22 protein-coding genes are annotated in these 23,125 nt (G+C 41.7%); 4 read left to right on the top strand and 18 right to left on the bottom strand.

Features of this window, described 5'->3' with window-relative positions:
- Positions 1 to 3: 3 nt before the first annotated feature.
- The 11 genes from Q1B03_RS07445 to yfcC form a co-directional block, all read right to left on the bottom strand.
- On the bottom strand, positions 4 to 1,023 hold the full coding sequence (locus Q1B03_RS07445; protein WP_299739918.1) for an ABC transporter permease subunit: 1,020 nt from the start codon (positions 1,021 to 1,023) through the stop codon (positions 4 to 6).
- Positions 1,016 to 1,918, bottom strand: coding sequence for an ABC transporter permease subunit (locus tag Q1B03_RS07440; RefSeq protein ID WP_299739916.1), 903 nt, complete (start codon positions 1,916 to 1,918; stop codon positions 1,016 to 1,018). The genes Q1B03_RS07445 and Q1B03_RS07440 overlap by 8 nt, the downstream gene beginning before the upstream one ends.
- Positions 1,919 to 2,042: 124 nt before the next feature.
- Positions 2,043 to 4,061 carry an ABC transporter ATP-binding protein gene (locus tag Q1B03_RS07435; RefSeq protein ID WP_299739914.1) on the bottom strand — a complete coding sequence of 673 codons (2,019 nt, stop codon included), beginning with the start codon at positions 4,059 to 4,061 and terminating at the stop codon, positions 2,043 to 2,045.
- Positions 4,058 to 5,815, bottom strand: a complete 1,758-nt coding sequence (locus Q1B03_RS07430; RefSeq protein WP_299739912.1) for an ABC transporter ATP-binding protein — start codon at positions 5,813 to 5,815, stop codon at positions 4,058 to 4,060. Before Q1B03_RS07430 ends, Q1B03_RS07435 begins: the two co-directional genes overlap by 4 nt.
- A gap of 552 nt (positions 5,816 to 6,367) precedes the next feature.
- Positions 6,368 to 6,682: a YbjQ family protein gene (locus tag Q1B03_RS07425; protein WP_299739910.1), complete on the bottom strand. Its 315-nt coding sequence runs from the start codon at positions 6,680 to 6,682 to the stop codon at positions 6,368 to 6,370.
- Complete coding sequence (locus Q1B03_RS07420; protein ID WP_113971228.1) at positions 6,679 to 6,891, bottom strand: sigmaY antisigma factor component; 213 nt, start codon at positions 6,889 to 6,891, stop codon at positions 6,679 to 6,681. The genes Q1B03_RS07425 and Q1B03_RS07420 overlap by 4 nt, the downstream gene beginning before the upstream one ends.
- Positions 6,888 to 7,208 (bottom strand): YxlC family protein, encoded by a 321-nt coding sequence (locus Q1B03_RS07415; RefSeq protein WP_299739908.1) that lies wholly within the window; start codon positions 7,206 to 7,208, stop codon positions 6,888 to 6,890. The genes Q1B03_RS07420 and Q1B03_RS07415 overlap by 4 nt, the downstream gene beginning before the upstream one ends.
- Positions 7,186 to 7,725, bottom strand: coding sequence for an RNA polymerase sigma factor SigY (sigY, locus tag Q1B03_RS07410; RefSeq protein ID WP_299739906.1), 540 nt, complete (start codon positions 7,723 to 7,725; stop codon positions 7,186 to 7,188). Before sigY ends, Q1B03_RS07415 begins: the two co-directional genes overlap by 23 nt.
- A gap of 369 nt (positions 7,726 to 8,094) precedes the next feature.
- On the bottom strand, positions 8,095 to 9,366 hold the full coding sequence (locus Q1B03_RS07405) for an MFS transporter (protein ID WP_299739904.1): 1,272 nt from the start codon (positions 9,364 to 9,366) through the stop codon (positions 8,095 to 8,097).
- Between the two features lie 415 nt (positions 9,367 to 9,781).
- Positions 9,782 to 10,954: a beta-aspartyl-peptidase gene (gene iadA, locus Q1B03_RS07400; protein WP_299739902.1), complete on the bottom strand. Its 1,173-nt coding sequence runs from the start codon at positions 10,952 to 10,954 to the stop codon at positions 9,782 to 9,784.
- 76 nt (positions 10,955 to 11,030) lie between these two features.
- Positions 11,031 to 12,533 (bottom strand): putative basic amino acid antiporter YfcC, encoded by a 1,503-nt coding sequence (yfcC, locus tag Q1B03_RS07395; RefSeq protein WP_299739900.1) that lies wholly within the window; start codon positions 12,531 to 12,533, stop codon positions 11,031 to 11,033.
- A 174-nt stretch (positions 12,534 to 12,707) separates the two neighbouring features.
- On the opposite strand from yfcC, the gene Q1B03_RS07390 reads away from it, so the two are divergent.
- Positions 12,708 to 14,765: a sigma-54-dependent Fis family transcriptional regulator gene (locus Q1B03_RS07390; RefSeq protein WP_299739899.1), complete on the top strand. Its 2,058-nt coding sequence runs from the start codon at positions 12,708 to 12,710 to the stop codon at positions 14,763 to 14,765.
- A 245-nt stretch (positions 14,766 to 15,010) separates the two neighbouring features.
- Here Q1B03_RS07390 and Q1B03_RS07385 read toward each other — a convergent pair whose 3' ends face one another.
- A complete protein-coding gene (locus Q1B03_RS07385) occupies positions 15,011 to 15,301 on the bottom strand; it encodes a hypothetical protein (RefSeq protein ID WP_299739897.1) in 291 nt (96 codons plus the stop codon).
- 139 nt (positions 15,302 to 15,440) lie between these two features.
- Here Q1B03_RS07385 and Q1B03_RS07380 point away from each other — a divergent pair, with 139 nt between their 5' ends.
- Positions 15,441 to 15,965, top strand: a complete 525-nt coding sequence (locus tag Q1B03_RS07380; RefSeq protein ID WP_299739895.1) for a universal stress protein — start codon at positions 15,441 to 15,443, stop codon at positions 15,963 to 15,965.
- A 55-nt stretch (positions 15,966 to 16,020) separates the two neighbouring features.
- On the opposite strand, the gene Q1B03_RS07375 is transcribed toward Q1B03_RS07380, so the two are convergent.
- Positions 16,021 to 16,473 (bottom strand): helix-turn-helix transcriptional regulator, encoded by a 453-nt coding sequence (locus tag Q1B03_RS07375; protein ID WP_299739893.1) that lies wholly within the window; start codon positions 16,471 to 16,473, stop codon positions 16,021 to 16,023.
- Between the two features lie 156 nt (positions 16,474 to 16,629).
- Between Q1B03_RS07375 and Q1B03_RS07370 the strand changes: the two genes are divergently transcribed.
- Positions 16,630 to 18,036, top strand: a complete 1,407-nt coding sequence (locus Q1B03_RS07370; RefSeq protein ID WP_299739892.1) for a deoxyribodipyrimidine photo-lyase — start codon at positions 16,630 to 16,632, stop codon at positions 18,034 to 18,036.
- 61 nt (positions 18,037 to 18,097) lie between these two features.
- On the opposite strand, the gene Q1B03_RS07365 is transcribed toward Q1B03_RS07370, so the two are convergent.
- Positions 18,098 to 19,342 (bottom strand): dicarboxylate/amino acid:cation symporter, encoded by a 1,245-nt coding sequence (locus Q1B03_RS07365; protein WP_299739890.1) that lies wholly within the window; start codon positions 19,340 to 19,342, stop codon positions 18,098 to 18,100.
- Positions 19,343 to 19,728: 386 nt separating this feature from the next.
- Between Q1B03_RS07365 and Q1B03_RS07360 the strand changes: the two genes are divergently transcribed.
- Positions 19,729 to 20,157: a phosphatase gene (locus tag Q1B03_RS07360; protein ID WP_299739888.1), complete on the top strand. Its 429-nt coding sequence runs from the start codon at positions 19,729 to 19,731 to the stop codon at positions 20,155 to 20,157.
- 46 nt (positions 20,158 to 20,203) lie between these two features.
- Here the strand turns inward: Q1B03_RS07360 and splB are convergent, their stop codons facing one another.
- The 4 genes from splB to Q1B03_RS07340 form a co-directional block, all read right to left on the bottom strand.
- A complete protein-coding gene (splB, locus tag Q1B03_RS07355) occupies positions 20,204 to 21,232 on the bottom strand; it encodes a spore photoproduct lyase (RefSeq protein ID WP_299739887.1) in 1,029 nt (342 codons plus the stop codon).
- A gap of 12 nt (positions 21,233 to 21,244) precedes the next feature.
- Complete coding sequence (locus tag Q1B03_RS07350) at positions 21,245 to 21,490, bottom strand: transcriptional regulator SplA domain-containing protein (protein WP_299739885.1); 246 nt, start codon at positions 21,488 to 21,490, stop codon at positions 21,245 to 21,247.
- 125 nt (positions 21,491 to 21,615) lie between these two features.
- Positions 21,616 to 22,395 carry a TatD family hydrolase gene (locus Q1B03_RS07345; protein ID WP_299739883.1) on the bottom strand — a complete coding sequence of 260 codons (780 nt, stop codon included), beginning with the start codon at positions 22,393 to 22,395 and terminating at the stop codon, positions 21,616 to 21,618.
- Positions 22,388 to 23,125, bottom strand: coding sequence for an ABC transporter ATP-binding protein (locus Q1B03_RS07340; RefSeq protein WP_299739881.1), 738 nt, complete (start codon positions 23,123 to 23,125; stop codon positions 22,388 to 22,390). Before Q1B03_RS07340 ends, Q1B03_RS07345 begins: the two co-directional genes overlap by 8 nt.

Here is a 23,125-nt window from a genome sequence, read left to right as displayed (position 1 = left end):
ATCCTACCCCCTATATGTCTCCTCGGACTCCATCACAAACATTTCACCTTCCACACGCTCCACAGATCCCCTCTGCTTCCCATCCCCTTTCCTGATTCTCTTCACTCTCCCCTTGTCACCCAACAGTACCCGTTGAAGCGATGTCGCCATAAGATTATAGGAAAGCACAGTGAATGATAATGCAATAAGGGGCACAAAAAGAATCCACGGTGCCACCATCAGTTCAAAGTAGGCTTTCCCGATATTTCCTGCCCATTCATTGGAAAGAGAAAACAATCGCGTTACTCCCATCATGATTTCCCTTTCTACAGCCCCTCCCAGGAAAATCTCAAGAAAGCCGAGATGAGCAAATAATATCAGTACCGCCACATTTCGCTGAAAAAACAACAAGATCAGACGCGGGAATAAATTTCTCAGGATATGCCTCCGATACAAAGATAAGCCACTTGCTCCCAACGTTCTGGCACTCAGGACAAACTCTTCCTGGAGCACTTTCTTAATCTCTTTGGATAGGACTACAATCAATGGCGGAATGCCGATCAGCGTCAGGATGAAGATCTGAATACTTATCACTTTCACAAATGCCTTTTCCGGTTCATCGATGACGAAACTGATTGGTGAAAGGAGCATGAAGGCGATGACAGCCATGGGGATATAGACCATGGACTCTACCAACTCTTCAAATACCCTTTGCACTTTTTTAAAGAAGTTTATAAAGATCACTGATAATGAAAAAGCCAGTACCACCTGAAGAAGGCTGATGATCAATCCAATGATGATGGTAAACTTCGCCCCCTGAATGACATATGACCATAAGGGTAGACCCAATCGATCTGACCCGAACGGAGGCAGCTCAGCCGGTGTGAACGGCGGCCCCACTGTTTCGCCGTTATAGTTAAAGAAACTATACATCTTCACCTTTTCTTCTATAAATGGTTCATACAAAAAACTCAGCACTAATAGGCCCGTAATGAATAGGAACCCAATGAGAAACTGTGGCTGCTTCCAGAGATCTTTAAGCATAGGTCCCGTCCTCCTTTAGTCCGATGCTCTTCTTCATGCGCATCTCAATCAAAGTAAAGACCAGATAGAATGGGAGGAAGATGACAGTGGAAATAATCACAAAAGTGAATCCACTCGACCAGATCAGTAAATCCATTATCCCCCTCATATTGAACAATCTTTCTAATATAAACAAATTGGATAGCATAAAGGAGAAAATGATTTTGGATCGGTAGAATAGGCTGTAGACTACGTTCCTGAAACCATGTGTCACTATGACTTGAAATGCATTGAGACCTTTCCCCCTGGCGAGCTCTATGTACGGTTTCCGGTCTTCCTCTTTCAGCAGGAGAACGATGGTTTTAATTAAGAATACGGTCGGCACGATCGTTAAGCAGGTGACCGGCAACAGGTATAATTCTTCACCCGTCATGGCAATATCCCCTATTAACACACCGGTATGACGGAAATACATCACTACAGCCAGTTGAATACCGATGATGATGAATACATCGGGAAGCGATTCGAGGATATTCACCAGACTTAAGAACGCACGTTGCATCCATTTGGAAGAAAGAGAGATGAATAAACTGATTAAAAATGAAATTCCAACCGCCAATCCCAGAGAAAATACGAATACCTTCATGGAGTAGAAATATCGTTCAGCCAGAACATCCTGAAGCGGATATTCCTTACTCAGAACAAACAAGATCCACTGATCCTGTTGAAAGATTCGTGAGAATACATGATAAATTCCTAGGAAATATTCTTTCGGATAAAAGCCAAATGAGCTTCCTTGATCATTCATCATCAAATAATATAATTCCGTGTTTCCTCCTCCATAGAATAAGACGGGCAGCACGCTTATCAGTATAAAGCCCACAATAATAAGTACGAGTTTACGAAGTGCCTTCATGATTTCCCCCTTGTGATTGTCTCTATCTATTTACTGTTCTTGTAAGAGGTGAAAAAATCCTTTTTCTGGATAAATTTTAAAAAAGAAAAGCACCCGACTCTATCAGTCGGATGCTTCCCGTGTCCTATCCTGCCTTATCACCTTTTGCCCCCTGCTGGAGCTGGTACATTTGATGGTATCGTCCCATCCGCTTCATCAATTCGTCATGATTGCCCCGTTCGACGATTTCCCCTCGATCTAAAACCAGTATTTGATCGGCATTCTTAATCGTAGAAAGTCGATGAGCGATGATGAAGGTCGTTCTTCCCTTTTTCAACACTTCCATCGCTTCTTGAATGATGGCTTCCGTCTCTGTATCAATACTCGACGTCGCTTCATCCAAAATCAGGATCGCTGGATTAAAGGCGAGAGCCCGTGCAAAGGAAATCAATTGACGCTGCCCTGAAGAAAGAGTGCTTCCTTTCTCGATCACGGGTTCGTCATAGCCGTTCTCAAGGTTTTTGAACACCTTTTCCGCACCAACGGCCTTGAGTGCTTCTTCCACCTGTTCCCTCGAAATCCGAGGATCATCAAGACTTACGTTGGATGCGATTGTACCCGTAAACAAATAAGGATCCTGTAAGACAATCCCCATATGCTCGCGAATTGTTTGATAGGGAATATCGACAATGTCTTTTCCGTCAATCAGGATTTTTCCTTCATTGCTATCGTAGAAACGGAATAATAGATTCATGATCGAGCTTTTCCCTGAACCTGTGTGTCCCACCAGGGCAACAGTTTCGCCTCTGCTTGCGGTAAACGTGATATCCTTCAATACATATTCATTTTCCTTGTACCCAAAGAAAACATTCTCAAAGCTGACATTTCCCTCATAACGATTCATTTTCTCATCTTCAACAGAAGTTCCACTCTCTTCTAGCAGTCGGAAAACCCGCTCCCCTGCCACTAGTGCCTGTTCAAGGTTCGCAAGCTGATTTACGATTCCTGTCACCGGCTGGAACAAACGGTTGATGTAATCGACAAAGGCATATAGTACGCCCAATGTTACCACCGATCCTACTCCGGTAGAGGCTCCTCCGAAATACCATATGAATGCCACGAAGGTGATATTTCTTAATACCCCTACAAGGTTATGGGAGGTCATTGAATTTAAGCTTAAAAGTTTATTTTGATATTTGAAGTGAGTTTCGTTCAAGTCTTCGAATTCTTCGTTTGTTTTCTTCTCTCTGCTGAAAGCCTGAATGATGTTCATGCCCTGTATCGATTCATTGATCATGGCATTGATATCGCTCACTTTCGATCTGATGATGTGATTGTATTTAGACGCATAAATACGGTACAGGTACGTCCATACAACCAGAATCGGGATCAGGATCAAGCAGATGGCCGCCAATTTCGCATCAAGTATAAAGAGTGCTATATAAATTCCAATAATATAAATCGTACTTGAGAAAAAAGTCGATAAAACTGTTACATACAGGTCTCTGATCGCTTCGGTGTCGTTTGTGATCCTCGCTACGACCTTCCCTGCCGGCAGATTATCAAAATAACGGATCGGCAGCTTCTGGATATGCTGAAAAACGTCATTACGCATTTTCTGAATCACACGGTTTGCAGCTTTCTGAAGGTAGAATCGCTGACCGTATTGGAAAAAGGCGGCGATTACCAATAAGCCAAAATAAAAGGCAATCAATTTGATAATTTTCGGGATTTCCGGATTATAAAAACGCAGCAGCTCGTTTCCCTTCAATTTTTGGGCGGGATAAGTTGCTGACTCATCCCCTTTTGTAATGGTCATTTCCCCTGCTGTGACAGATCGTTCACCATCAAAGGAAACACTAGAAGGAACGAAATAAAATGCTCTTCCCACTTGAAGAATACGGATGTCTTCCCCTTTGCTCTCCCCTTCAGAGAAATATTGATCACGCTTATACCAATTGCCCTCATAGGAAACAGCTTCTTTTCCCTCCACTGTTTCATACCAGGTTGATTCTATTCCAAGAATATGATCATCGATCAGTTTTTTTGCAATGAAAGGTCCTGCAAGTTCTGCCGCTACTGACACACTAAGCATCAAAAGGGCAGCAATAATGATTTTTTTGTAAATAAGGGCATAATCGACTAGTTTTCTTCCGACGTTCATGCGCCCACCTCCTCTAGTGAGGAATCTTCAACTTGTTGGCGATCGAATTGTTCTTTATACCAACCACCGTTTTCAAGGAGTCGTTCATGTACCCCTTCTTCTACCACTTTTCCATCTTCAAATACGATGATCCAATCTGCATGCTGAACCGCCGAGAGACGATGAGTCGTAATAATCGTTGTTTTTCCATCACGTTCTTTTCTTATATTGTCAATGATCTTTGCTTCTGTCTTGGCGTCAACAGCGGATAGCGAGTCATCAAGGATCAGTATTTCCGGATTTTTGATAAGTGCCCGGGCTATCGAAATCCGTTGCTTCTGACCACCTGAAAGCGCCACACCCTTTTCTCCTACAAGAGTGGTCAATCCGTCCGGAAGCATTTCAAGATCTTTTTTGAAATCAGCCAGTTCAATGGCTTGTTCCAGGTCTTGTTCAGTCGCATCATGTCTGCCGAACAGAATGTTTTCTCTAACGGTCCTTGAGAAAAGGACATGATCCTGGGGTACGTAGCCGATCCAGTCCCTTACCTGCTGGATGGTCAAGTCACTGATCGGGACACCTCCTATGGATAAAGCCCCTTTTCCGGCAGGGTATTCACGGAGGAGCTGCTTGATAAAGGTCGTTTTTCCACTTCCAGTCTTCCCGACGATTCCAAGAGTGCTTCCTTGATGGATATTCACATTAATATGGGACAGATTTAACACTTGTGAGGATGGATATTGAAAGTCCACATCCTTAAACCCTATGCGATCAGGAGAATCTATCCATTGAGGAGTCTCAGAATCCTGGACGTCCTGAACATAATCAAGGGTCTCCTGAACCCGGTCAAGTGAGGCATTTCCGCGCTGCATGACATTTATTAACTCACCAATGGCAAACATCGGCCAAATCAGCATACCGAGATACACATTAAAGGAAACAAGCTCTCCCAATGTGATCGACTGATGAAACACAAGATATGCCCCGTAGCCGAGTCCAATTAAATAACTTAGCCCTACAAGTACTTTTATGGTAGGTTCAAAGAGTGAGTCAATCTTTGCCACTCCTATATTCTTGTTATATACATCTTCTGTCATATCAGCGAAACGCTTCTCATCAGCTCTTTCCTGGACGTACGCACGAATGACACGAACGCCCGCAATGGACTCAAGCACTTTATCATTCAAGTCCCCGAATGAATCCTGAGCTTCCGTAAATCTCTTATGAATTCTCGCACCGTACACCTTCATCAACATTGCCATGATCGGCAATGGCAGTATAGCCGCTATGGTCAGTTTCCAGCTGATAAGAAATCCCATTGTAAAAAGGATCGTTAACATAAAGACACTGGAATCGATTAAGGTCAACACTCCGAAACCGGCTGTGACCGAGATGGCCTTCAGGTCATTCGTTGCCCTTGCCATTAAATCTCCCGTACGATTTTTCTCGAAAAACGTCGGTGTCATCTTTAACAAATGTCCCATGAATTTACTGCGGAGCTTCCGTTCAACCAGAAAGGCCCCTCCAAATAATTGATACATCCACACATACGTCATTGCGTACGATATGATAGCGATCCCGGCGATCAACCACAGATATTCCCCTACGACATCCCACGTCATCGCACCCAGGTGAATGTCATCAATGGCATTTCCGACAAGCTTAGGAGGAATCACATCAAGGATTCCGACAATCGTCAATAGAACGATCGCCACCGTATATCTCTTCCAATTTTCAATAAAAAACCATGATAATTTCTTAAAAATACTAAACATTCCACATTACCTCCTCTTGTTGATTTTCTTCACTATCCGCCTTCTGTCTCCACAGCAGACATCATCTTCTTCATTTGAATGATTAACATATTCATTTCCTCCTTCTAAATTAGGTATATATGTGATCAAGGATGGTCCTTGGGTACACCTAAACGAAAAAAAGACAGACGCTTAAGGCTTTTAACACTAGATCTGATAGAGGTTTCCTTTCGAATCCCCACCAATCTGTTGCGCCTTAAAACGTCCGTCTTTGTTTTTGGACATACAAAAGCACAGATTATATGCATAACCTGTGCCATTAATATTCATATTTCAGAATGATTAAGGAGTTACTGGTTATGTGATGATATGAAATTGGCTGCTGGTACTCCATGAATTGTATACACTTTCATCATCACAAACCCTCCATTCATTTTTATTATTAATTCCATTAATAACCATACTATACGCTTGAAATTGTGTCAATATTATTTTTATTATTAATTTTCTATATACTATATGTGATACCACATCAATAGTGAACCACCATTATTCTACGCTTTCACTTTTCATTTATTCCACGACGACAGCCGTTCCGTAAGCAATAATTTCTGAAGCATTCTGCATGACGGCAGAGGTTTCTAAACGAACGGCAATAACGGCATTTGCACCTTTTTGAGAAGCTTCTTCCATCATACGATCTATCGCCTGTTTCCTTGCCTCCTCCATCAACTCACTGTATTCGCTTATTTCTCCACCAATAATGGTTTTAAGACCGGCAATAATGTCTTTGCCAATATGCTTGGCTTGTACGGTACTACCCCTTACAAATCCTTTTAATTCTTTTACTTCTTTACCTGGTACAAAATCGGTTGTCACAATAATCATGATTCCCTCTCCCCTGCCTTGAATTTTCTCCAAATCTTCTTTGCAAATATGAAATAAAAGATAAGTGGAAACGGGCACTGAATCAATCCCCAGATCCCCCAGAACCAATAGTTATGTCCGTTCTTCCGGGCATCGATAAACAGGTAAATACTTTGAGTCAGAAGGATCGGAATGACAAGGGGTAAAATATATAGTTCTTCTTTCGTCATATCCTTTTCACCTTTTTCGTATATGTTATGCCAGTAAAGATCGAGGCTCCCACAAAGATGGCGACTTGAAGGAGAAGAAATAGAATTGGCATTTGAAATAACGTAAGGGAAAACACAGTCAAGATACAACAGGCCAGAAGAAGAAAGATGGTGAGATCTCGTTTAAACCTTGCTTTAAGCTCCACTTGCTTATCCTCTACTAATTGCTCGAACCACTGCAGGGACGGGGTGCTTTCGTCAATGTCTTCATCAATTGACTGGAATCCCTCCTCCAGTAATTTCTTTAATTCATCGTTATGTTCCTGATGATTGTTCATCTATTTTCAACTCCTTCCTCAGCCGGATGATCCCATGATGAACACGGGATTTCACTGTCCCGGGTGGCACTTCTGTCATTTGACCAATCTCTTCATAGGAATAACCGTAGTAATGTTTAAGGATGATAGGGAGCCTGATATCTTCTGATAGTGTGGATAGGGCTGCCAGCACATCATTCCATTCTTCATTCCTTGACTCCATCTCCCATTTTAATTTTCTAACGTTCACTTCTTCATTCTGCCAGTTCTGTTCTCTTTTCTTTTTACGCTGCAGATCAATATAACGATTGGTTGCGATGGAAATCAGCCATGATGAAAATTTTGATTTCCCATTGTATTGATGAATCTTCTCTACACATTTTGCCATTGTATCCTGAGCAAGCTCCTCTGCCTGATCCCGATTCATTGTCACTTTCATTAAGTATTTCACTAGAAAAGGATAATGCTCTCGAAAAAGAATAGCAAAGGCTTCGTGATTCCCTTTTTTCGCCCGTTTGATCAGATCTCTCTCTTCCATCCTTTACTGTCCTTTCTTTCCACCCCAGCCTGCGAGTTCATTAATAAGACGCACAAGAAGAAAAATCGTTCATAAAATCATTATACTTTTTTTGAAATATTTTCATTCTATTTTCAAAAGCCTTTTTTCGCAAAGATTGTTTCTTTATAACATTGGATCTGCCAGGGCTCTGTCAATCAGTGTGTGCTGGATGGTGAGGAGAACCGCTCCGCTTGCAGCTAGCGTTCGGCCGAGCCAGCCCCGCGGAAAGCGAGCATCCTGTAGCAGAAATCAACTACTTCTTCTCTAAAATAGCAACAAACTTTTCGGGAAATCCCACAATAAAGCCCTCTATGAATAGCCCTTTTCTATTCATAGAGGGAATCTCACTTAGCCATTCAGAACAGCAGGCTGAGCATTCTTTTCTTCTTTCACATATTTAGGTAGAATGATGGTGTAGAAGATACCTACTATGATTAGGCATCCTCCAACGAGCCAGTAGAGCATTTCAACGGTTACGACGGTAGGGAATGTCAAGGCAATCACTCCCAGTGTAATCGATTGTGACAGCATCATAAGAGGATTGATCCACCCTTGCACCCTGCCCATCATTTTTGGATCAATGATGCTCGGCATCCATCCTCCGATGGCAATATTCACAAGGGGTAACCCCAATGCGGCAAAAAAGATGATCGTGAGGAAGATCCAAGTCGCAGGCGCAAAAGATGCTGCGATGATAAATGTTCCGGAAATAACCAGCCCTGCAACGATCAACACATGAAACTTATACTTCTGAGCAAGCATCGAAGAGAAGATACTGCCGATCAATACACCCGCGCCGAATGCGACACCTAATAGAATCGAATATTCTTCATAAGACTCTGGGGCTAATTTATATTTCAATATGAAAATAGGAATGACCGAGAATCCGCCGTTCACAATTCCAAATACGACAAACCCTCCAATTAAGGATAACAACAGCTTGTGATTCAGAATATAATTCATCCCCGCTGTAAAATCCTTCCTCACAGACTGAATGTTCAAGTCTGTCCACGTATGCTTGCCGTTTGGAAGACGAACCTCTTCAGGAATGATACATTTCCTGATTAAGATGGCAGAAATAACGAATGTAACAAAATCGACTGCAATCGCACCGTAGATCCCCGCCGTCCAATATACAAAGATGGCCACTGCATTTCCAAGTAACATAAACAAGCTCATCACCATCTGATTCAAGCCGGCGGCCGTTGAATAATCATCTTTCGAAAGCACTCCTTGCAATATCCCCTGTTCAGCAGGAAAGAAAAACTTCTGAACGCCGCTTCGTAGAAACAAGATCGTAAATATGAGGGGCAGCCAGCCAATGTAGATGGCCCCGAATAATAAAAGTGTAAGGAACGCACTGATTGTATCACAGTGATAGGCGATTTTTTGCCGGTCCATTCTGTCAGCGAATACTCCAACAAGAAAGAAGACGAGAAGAGTGGGTAATGAGTACATCATTTCAGTCAGGGAAGCATACATGGGTTGCTCGGAAAACCGATCCAGCAGATAAAACATAAAGGCAGTCAAACCAATCACACTTCCCATATGCGAAGTGAAATTAGCAAAAAATAACTTTAGAAATATTGGATTCTTAAAGATTTCGATCATTTTTTTCATGAATAACCGTCTCCCATCAATGATTAACTATCTTTATCATATAAGGAAGGTTAAGTGAACTTGAGGGTCTATTGGTGGTTTTTTCCTCCGTCTGTAGTCGGATGTGGATCGGGAGGCTGGAAGTCTAACAAAAAAAGCGTAGGAATCTACATACCCCATTGTGTATTATAGTCATTTCAGTAACCCACTTGTGCCAAAATCGGGGGTTGTTGTGCCAGTTTTGTTGTTTATTGAGCCACTTTTGGTATTTGTTGTGCCAAATTGTGAACCTCTCTCTGAGTTCAACCAACAATACCCTGCCACTTTACCATTTATTGGCCAAACCAGCACACTAAATCGCCACGTATTCAATCCATACATACACAAAAAAAATAGCCCAGAGCCCCACGGCTCCAAGCTATTTAAAACCAAACAATTATTCAAACGTGCCCTTCACTATTGCTTCCCCGTTCTCTACCATCAACTTCCCCTTGGCAAACACCGTGTTTACTTCAAGTGTATTTTTATCCAACAGCACCAGATCAGCGTCTTTTTCAGCCTCAACGTGACCTTTTTGCTTTAATTTCAGGATTTTGGCAGGATTTGATGTAATGACTTTAATGGCTGTTTCCAAAGGAATCCCTTCTTCCAGAACAGCGTCTTTCACTTCACAGTATAAACTGGAAACCTGGCCAATCTGTAATCCTATCAGCTCGCCGTCCCCATCAAAATTAGGCAGGCTTGCTTGTCCATCCGAGGTGTATGTGATTTGTTCAACCGGCACACCTGCATCCAGCATGCGTTTTAGCGCTTTACTGCATTTCACTTCGCCATCTTCGAGAAATTGTGGAATCGTACTGGTCGTAAAGTCTACATAACCACCCCTTTGAGCATATTGAATCCCTGCTTCAAATAGATGGGCATTTCGATTAATATGAGTTGGATAGAATTGTTTAATCGGAATATCCGTTGTGTCGACTATTTCCTCTAGAAGCTTTAAATGGTCATGACTATCTCCTACATGAACATTGACAATTCCCGATTTGCCTGACAGCATGCCGCCAATTCGGGCAGCAGAAGCAATTTTCGTTAATTCATTTACCGTGGGTTGAGATGAGCGGTGGTCAGCAATTGCCACTTCGCCTACTCCTATGATGCGGTCTACTAAAATAATATCGTCTTCAATTTTTCCAGTAAGCGTTTTTAATGGTACTTGATAAGAACCGGTTTGCGCGTAGCAGGTAATTCCCTCTTCTTCAAGACCCTTTGCTTTCGCTACAAGGCTCGCCATCGTTCTTGTCGTTCCATCTGTTCCTATCACACCAACAAGCGTCGTGATACCGGCAAGCGTGGCCTGAGTCAGTTGAATTTCCGGTGTTCTTGTACGAAAGCTGCCCTCGCCGCCTCCACCCATAATATGTACGTGTGAGTCTATGAATCCAGGTACAACATACTTTCCAGTTGCATCCACAATCTTTATATCCACAAATTGATGAGGAGGTTCAATCTTATCTTCAATAAAACCTATTTTATTATCTACTATTAATATATCCTTTTTCCCTAAATATTCTGGAGCATAAACTTCTCCGTTTTGAATTAATGTCAGCATGATGTTTGCTCCCTTCATTTCTTATTCATACAATCGTACCGAACCTTTCGATAAAGGTTCGGCACTATAAATCAAATCAGAAACCGATGAATGTTGCCGTTATCACAAAGATCGATGAAAGAACGAATAGAATCAGCATGAATTTAATAATAAATTTCGCCCATATTCCCCAATCGACACGGGCTGCTCCAAGTGTACCAAGTAAGGCAGCAGAGGTCGGCACAAGAATATTGGTTAATCCATCTCCTAATTGGAAGGCAAGGACCGCTACTTGACGAGAGACTCCGGCAATATCTGCAAGTGGAGCCATTAAAGGCATTGTTAAAGCGGCTTGACCGGAACCAGATACAACAAAGAAATTGAATACAGACTGGAATAAATACATACACCAGGCAGAAATGGCTTCAGGGAAATCCCCAACCACTTGCCCTGCTCCATATAACATCGTATTTAATACAGATGGTGCGTCAGGTGAATCTCCACCAAGGATAATGACGATTCCTTTTGCCATACCTACAACTAAGGCAGCCGGCAATAAATCCTTCGCCCCGTCGATGAATCCATCTGCTATATCATCCCATGACATTCCATTCAATTTAAACAGAACGCCAATGATTCCTGCTACTAATCCAATCGTAAAGAATTGGCTCGCAATCTCCGGAATATAGTAAGCGTGTTCCACTACTCCCCAAATGATCCAAGCAATACCTACTGCAACCGTTAATATGACAAGTGAATGACCCAAAGTAAATTTCGTATTTAGGTCTTGTACTCTGCCTTCTTTACGGAAGTATTCATCAGAAGCGTAAGAAAGACTCCGTTTAGGTTCCTTTCGAATCGCTACAGCATATCTCCATGTGTAAATGATCCCCACAAGTGTAAAGACAATCCACATCACAATACGGAAACCTGATCCCGAAAGAACCGGTACACCTGAAACACCTTGTGCGATAGCCACTCCGAATGGATTCATCCATGAAGTGGCGAAACCGATTTGAGTCGCCACGTAAGTGATCATGATTCCAGTGATGGCATCATACCCAATCGCAATCATGATTGGAACGAGTATCATGGCAAAGGCAATGGCCTCTTCCCCCATCCCGAACACGGCTCCCCCTAATGAGAACAAGAAGAACATAATTGGGATGATGAGAGATTCCTTTCCTTTCGTCCTCTCAATGACCTTTAGGATCCCTTCCTCAATGGCCCTTGTCTTCATAATGATGCCAAAGGCACCACCAATGATTAAGATAAAGGCCACAACACCTACAGCCGACCCCCATTTATCCCCTGATACAAGACCTTCAAATACATAATTAAGGAATCCAATTCCGCCACCCGGCTCGAAAAGACTGGTTCCTTCTCTAATTAGATTCCCATCATCATCCTTTAAATAACTGAACGAATCAGGATTTAATACCGTTTTGGTTTGTTCTTCTCCATCCTGCATAAATGTGATTTCTTCTGTCGTGAATTGCCCCTTTGGTACGACATACGTTAAAATTGCAGCTGCCAGTACAACGAAAAAAACAATAATAAATGTATGCGGCACCTTCCAGGCTTTTTGTTCTTTCTCCATTTCTTTCCCCCCGTTTGACAGTATGATTTGTTTCACATATGTACATGCAAGTTCCGTGCCAATCTATAATTATCTGAAAATACAAACTTTGGGTGCACTAATGGTTATTATCGGTTAAAATATACTTAACCAATAAAACACTTATCAACCAATTAAACCATAAGGGGGAGACGTATGAAACATGAATTAATTCTATTAGCTGGAACAAAGGAAACAGAAAGAGCTCTTAAGCAACAATTACAATCCGTTTTTGGAGAACTGATCAATATTACGAGTTATGCTTGTGATGAAGGAATTCCTACGTATTTCACCAATAAATTGATTGTTTATTCTTCTGCGCTCATCGCACCAGAAGTGAAAGAATATATCGATTTCGATTCATGCACCATCATTAAAGCTCGCCGCACCGTCAATTATGAATACATAGATCGTATTTTCGAGTTACCTCCGGGAAAAAAGATTTTATATGTGAATGACTTTATCGAGACGGCTCAAGAAGCTGTCTCTACATTGAAACGATTAGGAATAGATCACGTCGATTACATTCCATACTCCCCAACCGGAGACTACCCTAGACAAATTGATATTGCCATCTCACCAGGGGAAACGGCAAGCATACCACCTTCCATTCCCAGCAAAATCGATATCGGTGTAAGACTGATCGATTTGAATACCATTATGAAAATCATCTACCACTTTCAGTTGTCAGAGCAGTTAACCTTTGATATTACCGACCGCTATACGAGAAAGATCATCGAGCTCAGTCAAAAACTGGGCGCCATCAATCGACGGGCAAAAACGTTAAATAAATTTTTAAATAAAGTAGTGGATGGTGTAAATGATGGTATCCTCGCCTTTCAGGAAGACGGAGAAATTACCGTATTCAATGAAGTGCTTGAACGAATGGTCGGGATTACAGCTGCCCATGCGAAAGGAAAAAAACTAAACAGGGTGTTCAAGAATATCGAGCTCAATCACTTTTTGACATCGCAACAGGATGAAGATCAACAATATTTCACTCTCCGTCAGCAGAATGTAATGGTCTATCGTTTCCGTTTGAAGGCAGAAGGAGTCATCGTTGCAACGTTTAAAGATATGGAAGAGACCATTGAGATGGAAAAGGTCCGTAAACGGGAGCTTCAGCGAAGAGGGTATATTGCGAAATATACATTTGATAGCATACTGGGTAACAGCGCAATCATTAATGAAACAAAAATGATTGCCAAAAAACTCGCACAAAGTGAGCTCCCGGTTCTAATCTATGGGGAAACAGGCACAGGGAAAGAGTTGTTTTCAAGCGCTATGCACAATGATTCTTCCCGAAAAAACAGTCCGTATCTTGCCGTTAACTGCAGCGCCCTGCCCGAGGATCTATTAGAAAGTGAATTATTCGGCTATGAGGACGGAGCATTCACAGGCGCAAAAAAAGGAGGTAAAAAAGGATTGTTTGAACAAGCTGATGGCGGGACCTTGTTTCTTGATGAGATCGGTGATATTAGCCTAAAGCTTCAAGCCAGACTCCTGAGGGTTCTTCAGGAAATGGAAATCAGACGGATCGGAGGAAACAAAAACATCCCTGTTGATGTCAGGATCATTGCTGCAACGAACAGGGATCTCCAAGCCTTAATAATTGAAGGAACGTTTCGTGAAGATCTCTATCACCGTCTGAAAGTTCTATCTTTGCAGCTGCCAAGTCTGCAGGATCGCAGCGAAGATATCCCCCTCCTCATTGAGAATTTCCTCCGAATGGAACAAAGCAAAATCTCTACAATCGACGTGGCTGTATTAGATGCATTGAAGAAAGCACCATGGAGTGGGAATATACGCGAACTTAAAAATACGCTGCTTTACATGATCACCGTTGCAGAACAAAATCGTCTAACGGTACATCAATTACCGAAAAATGATAATAATTTTAAAGGTAAAGTGCATACTAAGGATAACCTATCTCCTCCGGCCATCACCATGTCAAAATCAGGAGAGTATGTAAATATCCTTTCCGCTTTAGTTGAATTTTTCGAAGAAGGAAAACGAGCCAGCAGACAAAAGATTTATTCTTGCCTGCAACGAAGCTCCACTCCTCTATCCGTTCAACAAATTAGGACAAGACTAAACGAACTCCAGGATTTAGGCTATGTATGTATCCAGAGAGGGAGAATTGGAACAGAAATAACGCCTGAAGGAGTAGCCTGGCTAAATAATAATGTGGAGAAGGTTTTAACTATTCGTTAACAGGGTAACTTTACATTAACCGGTTAGAAATACAAAGCATATTTCATTGATACGATAAGTCGAGGTGATTTTAATGATACGTACAATCTTAATGGTCGTTGGAGCAATTGTTGTCATTGGTTGGATTATCAGCATGCTGTAATCAGAACCATTCAAACTGAACATTATTCCTGCTATTATATGAATTTTAATCAAAAAGAAAGAGCAGAACGGATCTTCCTCCGTTCTGCTCTTTCTTTTTGTTATTAAGCCAATGTTGAATCTGCACCTATATATTCTGCATTCCATTCACCGTTTTCCTGAATAGCTTTCATATAGGTAAATACAACCTGACAGGTTTGATCATCAGCGTTTAATACCTTTAAATGCTGAATACATTTTCGAATGGTTGGATCGTAGTTTCCATGGGATTCTTCTTCATTTAAAGTTTGAAGAGATTTCAAATACATATACACGATTTGCCGTGTTTTCTCATCAGTATTGATTTTCGTTAAGTGTTCAATACACTTTCTGATGATTGGATGCATTTTATCCATATCCTTTTCTCTCCTTAGTAGAAATAATTTACCATAATATTTCGTGTGATTGTCTCGATTTATGAGGGATTTTCCTAAAAAAGATTATAATTCATATATTGGGGTAAATAGTAGATATCCCAATATTGAGGTGATTTTAATGTATAGACATATTTTGTTAGCCTACGATGAAACAGATGGAAGCAAGAAAGCATTGGATGAAGTGCAGAAATTAATAAAAGGTTCTATAGATACAAAATTAACCGTACTCCATATATCAGATGAAAAGATAGCCAATCAAACCCATGATAACTATACTCCCACCCATGCACTGGCAGATACATCACCAGGGTTTGATAATAATTATATGGGGAATTTATCGGTTTCACCGGACAACAAAACTCATTCGACGGAGGAAGAACGTCATGAAATCAAGACCCCTTCCTCTACACATCACTTTTTAAAAAATGCAAAGGAAAAACTTTCTCCTTACGGGATTGAAGCAAACTATATTCACCTATCCGGTTCAGAAGCAAAACGCATATGTGAATATGCCAAAGAAATCCAGGCAGACCTGGTAGTGGTCGGAAGCAGCGGTAAGTCCGGTATGAAAAAATGGGTACTCGGAAGCGTCAGTGAAAAAGTCACTCAAAACTGTGAATCCAGTGTATTGGTTGTAAAATAAAATTAAATATCAGAAAGGGAGGGACGGACCTTGCAAGGTCCGTCCCTCCCTTTCTTTACTCACCTGTTAACTCATCAAAACGTTTATGGGCATTTTCTTCATCAAAGCTGCTATAAATTCGGTAGTCATCAAAATCTAATATTCGATAGTGCTTACTGAAAAGGTTCTGTTGAAGTATGTATTCATCATCCTTCTTCAAATCCTTCCACCAGACCTTCCCGCCTAACGTCTTTTCCTTCCGGTAATCAATCCCTTCCCGAGCAATTGTCTCTATGATTTCAAGAGGTTCCCCCCCAAGACTCGTGGTTAAGGTTTCACTATCTTTAAACAATGCACAGACGGCAATGACCGCGGTCCAGCTGGCCATGACTCTGCCTTTTTCTATTTGGACAAGGGTTTTTTTGGATAATCCGATGATGTTCGCCATCTTGTCCTGTGTATACCCTGCTTCTGTGCGTATTAGCCTTAATTTATCTGAAATGATTAAAACGATTTCTTCTTTTGTCATCGATTCACACCTTATTTCCGTTTTAGTGTAATATTACACTAATCTCAAAATTATTAAAACATATTTGATTGAACCCATTGATTTTTGTATCACTCTGTCCATTTTACTATACTTTAGATTAAGAATAGACGCATTCGAATCAACGGAGGGAAAATCATGACAAAAAGCATCATTGTCCTTATTAGGCAAGACCTTCGCCTTCACGATCACCCAGCTCTCTACAAAGCTTCTCAAGAAGGAAAAGTGATTCCTCTCTATATCTTGGATGAGGAAACTTCTCCTGCTTCAACCGGAGAAGCCAAGAAGTGGTGGCTGCATCAAAATTTAGAAGCCTTTCAAACATCTCTTCAAACGATTAACGGAAGACTATGGATGGATAGAGGAAAAGTAGAAAATGTTCTCCCTCAGTGGGTTAAGAAAACCGATGCACAAGCAGTTTACTGGAATCGGGTATATGATCCAAAGGTGTATGAACGGGATCTCACATTAGCCCGTTCTTTGTCCTCACAAGGAATAGATGTTCAAACATTTGAAGGTACACTTCTCCTCCCGCCTTGGAAGGTCAAAAAGGAGGACGGCACCCCTTATAAAGTGTACTCGGCATTTTATAAATCATTAAGGAAGGAAGAAATCCCGAAACCCCTCTTACCTGTTAAGAAACTAGAGGTCCCTAGGCTCGGTGCCGAGGGTCTATCACTTATCGATTTAAGTCTAAAACCCTCTATACCCTGGTTTCACATCATGGAAAGCATTTGGGACCCCGGCGAAGAAGCTGCTATTAAAAGGTATCATTCATTCGTTCAAAAAAGCATCGAGGACTATGCAGAAAGAAGAGACATGCCTGCAGAAGGACATCATTCCACTTTATCCCCATACTTAGCTCTTGGTGTCATTTCTGTGAGAAGCTTGTATCATTCACTCCTTGAAATGGGAGGTACACAAGTGGAGCCGTTCATTAAACAATTGATTTGGAGAGAATTCTCCTACTCCGTCCTCCTTCAGTTTCCTGAGTCCACCACACGGCCAGTAAATGAGAAGTTCAAGAAATTCCGATGGAAGAAGGAAAAGGAGTATTGGAATAGATGGACAAGAGGAGAGACAGGCTATCCAATCGTTGATGCAGGAATGAGAGAATTATGGGCAACGGGGTTCATGCACAACCGTGTCAGAATGATCGTCGCATCGTTCCTGACCAAGCATTTACTGATTCCTTGGCAAGAAGGCGCAAGGTGGTTTTCGAATACACTCATCGATGCAGACCTCGCCAATAATTCAATGGGGTGGCAGTGGGTTGCAGGCTCCGGCTTTGATTCAGCCCCCTACTTCCGCATTTTCAATCCAACCCTCCAAAGTGAAAAATTCGATAAAGAAGGCACTTATATCCGGATGTGGGTTCCTGAATTAAAAGATGTTCCCAGTAAACATATCCACAAACCTTCAGAAGCTTCCGTGGAGATTCTGGAAGGGGCCGGGGTCATCCTGGGGGAAGATTACCCCTATCCAATCGTGGACCATAAAGCCGCCAGGGATCGGGCATTAGATCGCTACCACGAAATAAAATAGATATAAAAAATCGAGTCTATCGCCTTTACAGGCCATAGACTCGATTTAATTTATGAGGAGATCACGCCTCTCCTCTTTGTTCCTTAATTGTACGTTTCTTCTCAGATTCTGATACAAACAGCGCACACGCTGCATCTCCTGAAATATTGATCGACGTCCTTGCCATATCAAGCAGGCGGTCAATCCCCAGAATTAATCCAATTCCTTCTACAGGCAGGTTTACACTGCTTAATACCATGGCAAGAAGGATTAATCCTACACCAGGAACCCCTGCTGTACCGATGCTGGCTAAAACAGCCGTTAGTACAACCGTAATCAGTTGTTCCAATGATAAATCGACACCATACACCTGAGCGATAAAGACGGTCGCAACCCCCTGCATGATGGCAGTACCATCCATGTTGATGGTGGCTCCTAATGGTTGGACGAAAGAGCTTACTGATTTCGATACGCCTAAACGCTGCTGTGCAACATCCATTGAGATGGGAAGCGTCGCGTTACTGCTTGATGTACTGAATCCTACACTCATCGCAGGACTGAAATTCTTGAAGAACCATAGCGGATTCTTCTTTGCCAGGAGGAGAATCGTTCCACCATAGGTAACGATGGCGTGAATGATCAATGCTGCAAGAACGACGACAAAATACAGCCACATCGCCTTCAAAGCACTGAAACCCTGGCTCCCTATTGCTGAAGCGATTAATCCGAATGTGCCGTATGGAGCGAATTTCATAACGAGTGTCACAAGGTACATCATAAGATCATTACCTTGTTCAACAAGCTTCAATATTCCTTTTGTTTTATCCCCTAAAGCTGTTAATCCAAATCCAATAAAGATGGCAAATGCAATGATTTGCAGCATATTTCCCTCTGTCATCGCCGTGAGTGGATTTTTTGGAATAATGTTCATGAGAGTCTCTCCCACAGGAGGAGCTTCTTTGGTTTCAAAACCTTCTGATTGTGTTTTGTCGATTCCCTCTACCAGGCCGGGATCAATGACATAAGCCAGAGATAGACCAATCACGATGGCTATACAGGTAGTCACCAAGAAGAATACAATGGTCTTCAATCCTATTCTCCCCAGTTTCTTAGGGTCACCCAGACCTGCAGATCCAAGGACGATGGATAGAAACACAATTGGCACGACAAGCATGCTGATGAGGTTAAGGAAAATCTTCCCTAACGGAGTAAATAGATAAGGATCTAATATATCAAATATATCTTTAGCAAAAATATTGAGCAGTAATCCCACAATCGCCCCCAAGATCAAGGCGATGATAATCTTCGTTGTTAAATTAAACTTCATAGATGTCCCTCCCCATAAAAAATACAAAATAATTAAAAGATGTTTACCCTAAATTAAAGCTTGCAAAACCATTCTCTCTTCTTCCTTCAAAAAAACAGTCTGCAATTCGTGCCAAGCTGCCTTCCCATTCAGATTTCATCCCTCTAGCTTCTTCATTCTCCCTCCCCTATTATACTGATTTTTTTAATAATTGAAGAAGTTTATGGGAGATTTAAAACATATTTACTATATTTCATCCCACTACACCCACAATAACAGGGAGAAACATGATTCAATCTTACTATGAATTGAATTCCAATCTTTTCTTTTTTACATTTAATGATTAAATACTACGTGGTTGGGTAAATAGTAATAACAGCATGAAAATAGAAAGGAAAATACCTAAAATGAATAAAACAGTCTATTTTCTTTCAAGTAGTCAACAGCGCAGCTTGATAGCTGAAGGGTGGGCCGAGAAGCTCGATGTGTCGGATTGGTCGTTCAAAAGTGCAGGTTGGGTTGCCGAGAGTCGTGCTGAATTCAGCGTTTTAGCAATGAAAGAGTTATGTATCGACATTAGTACCTTCCCGCTTTCGCGCATCGAGATGAATGAACTTGGTGATGCTTCGGTTATTGTTGCGATTCAGGATACAGAATTTGATGATAAGATTGAGATTCCATCTGAATTAGAAGATAAGGTCATCTATTGGAATTTGCCTAATCCAAGGAAGCGTTCCAAGACACCTATTGAAGAATGGGTACACTATCAAGAAATTTGTGATGAAATTGCCATGCGAGTGAAAGATTTAGAAAACATCCTTCCACAACTACATTAAGAGGACTGATTACAACTGAAATTCTATTGTAATCAGTCCCTTTTTTTTATGTGAAATACTCCAGCTTCGCTTTCGGAAAATGCTTCTCCATATACGCATACAGATGATCTTTCATTTCCTGCTCCTCATCCTTCTGATAAATATACTTGCCTATCCCGTATTTCCCCCACTTATATCGACGTTCTTCTTCGTTTAGTTCAAGTTTAGTCATCGGATAATTTTTCTCTATGACCCTTTTAGCCGGTTTTGTGAAACGATGTTGAATAAATTCAAAGGTCAGATCCTTTTTCGCTTCTTCCGGCAGGTGAGCTTCCAAATGTTCAAACATTTGCTTATACCCTTCCTGCCATCCTTCATGGATATAGATAGGTGCCACAATGAATCCTAATGGATACCCTGCTCTCGCTACCTTTCCTGCTGCCTCAAGTCGCTTATCCAGGGGAGATGTACCAGGCTCGAAATTCTTGATCACATAATCTGCGTTGATGCTGAACCGGAACCTTGTTTTCCCGTTATGCTTTGCATCAAGCAGATGGTCGACGTGATGGAATTTCGTTACAAAACGAAGCTTGCCATACTCGGATTCACCAAAATGTTCGATGGCTCGTTTCAGTGTATGAGTGAGATGATCAATCCCTACGATATCGGACGTACAAGCAGCTTCAAAGCGAGTGAATTCAGGAGCTCTTTCCGCGATATACTTGTCCGCCGACTCAAAGATTTCATCCACATTGACATAGGTCCGGATATACGGCTTACTTCCCATCGTTGTTTGCAGATAGCAGTAGTGACAGTGTCCCATGCACCCTGTTGCAAAAGGGATGGCATATTCAGCAGACGGCTTGGATGTATCAAATTTCAACGTTTTTCTTACTCCAACTACTAATGTGGATTTAGCAATGCGATATTTCTGAAAGTGGTTATCCCCAGGCAGATTACGAACCTGGTTATGCGAAGTTGTGTACCGGATTTCCACCTCCATTTTTTCAAACTTTTCTTTGAGCTCTTTACCGAGGGGATATTCCAAGGCATTCGGTTCAAAGTAGACCAATTGTGGCACGAACGGTTTAACCATGCTTCATCCCTCCTACATGTCTCCAAATGATTGAGTATAGGCTTGCTCCGCTTCTGCTTCTGAAGAATAAACCGCAATTTCATGTGTTAACGGATAATAGGTTTCATATAGAAATAATGCCAGTTCATTCGGATTTTCCGGATCATGTACTATGGCTGCTTCCTGCACGTTGGCTACACTTTGTGTGTGGGGGTTTCGATAAATCACATATACGACATCCCCTGCTTGATAGGGCATATATTGATCATTCAGTTCCATTCTTTTCACCTTTTTCCTAAACGTCATTACTATCATTTTTTGTTATCTTCCCGATAAATATGATGGTAAAAGATGTTTATAAAAAAAACTTCTCCTGCACCTACTATGCAAGAGAAGTCACTCTTTTAAATACCATATAAATCATTCGTATTTTTGAATAGTTGTTTATATACATCTGCTTCTGGAATGCCTTTTATCTCTGCTATTTTTTCAATGGTTCGATGCATCATTCCAGGATGGGTCATCCTCCCTTGAAATTCTCCTTCAAACCGCCAAGGACCATCCGTTTCCACCATTATTCCTTCAACAGGATACTTTCTTACAAGCTTCTGTATCTCAATTTCATAAAGGACATCAGGTGTAATGGAGATTGAATAGCCATTTTCAATCATTCTATCAACGGTCTCATCATCTCCTTTAAACCAATGAAAATGAGCTTTCCCTATGGAGTGCTTTTCTAACAGGGCACAAACGATGGGTGCGTGTTCATACACCGCATGAAGGATAATCGGTTTGTTCATCCTCTTTGATTCAATCATGAACCGTTCCAACAGATCGATATACCGCTCAACTTCAACATCAGGATCTTCTTTCATTTTGTAATAAGGCAATCCTACTTCTCCAATCGCCACTATTTCCTGTTGATGCAGCTCAATGAATGATAGTAGTTCCTCAACTTCTCCTTCAGAGGGCAGTTCCTGCTCCGGATGGAACCCTGCAGCTGGTTTGACCCTAGCATCTCTTCTTGAGAGATCTATATTTGTCCTGGAAGACTGAAGGTTGGAAGATACAGTTATGAGCGCTTCAACAGCATACAGTTCAAGTTCCTGCAGAATCTTATCACGTTCATACCAATCGTATAAATCCAAGTGTATGTGAGCATCGATCAAGGAAGGTTTACACATATTGAGAAAGCTCCTCAAAAATGCTCGTTTTCCATTTCAGAAACTCCTCTGTTAAGAGAATCTCTTTGTCCCGGGGTCGGGGAAATGGTACTTTGAACTCTTTCTGTACACGGGCAGGCCGAGTCGATAAAACAATAATCCGATCTGAAAGGAATAGGGCTTCGTCAATATTATGAGTGACAAATAGAACGGAACTCAAATCTTCCTCCCAAATGGAAAGGAGCCACTTCTGCATGTCTAATCGTGTGAATTCATCCAGGGCAGAAAACGGCTCATCCAAACATAAAAAGGATTGAGGACTGACCAGGGCACGAATAAAGGCAACTCTCTGCTTCATCCCTCCAGAAAGATCACCGGGATAAGCATGCTCATATCCCTTCAAACCCGCCCGTTCAATCATACTCATTGCTTTTTCTCTATCCCTTTTTCCGTGCAGCTCCTGACCCAGCATCACATTCTCAATCACCGTTCTCCATGGAAGGAGGGACGGACTTTGAGGCATATAACTGATGGTTCCTCTCTGACCATTAATCGACCTTCCATCTAATTGAATATCTCCTGAATCGGGTGTGAATAATCCGCCGATGACATGAAACAGCGTGCTCTTCCCGCTTCCAGAAGGACCAAGGATCGAGACAAACTCACCTTCTTCCACATGTATGGAAAGGTTATCCAGGATCAGTTCTCCGTCAAAGTATTTGGACATATTTTGAATGGATAAGGTTGTCAT

Source organism: uncultured Rossellomorea sp. (assembly GCF_947488365.1).
Classification (GTDB): domain Bacteria; phylum Bacillota; class Bacilli; order Bacillales; family Bacillaceae_B; genus Rossellomorea.
The sequence above is the reverse complement of the archived record's forward strand: the minus strand, read 5'-3'. Positions and strand labels throughout refer to the sequence as shown.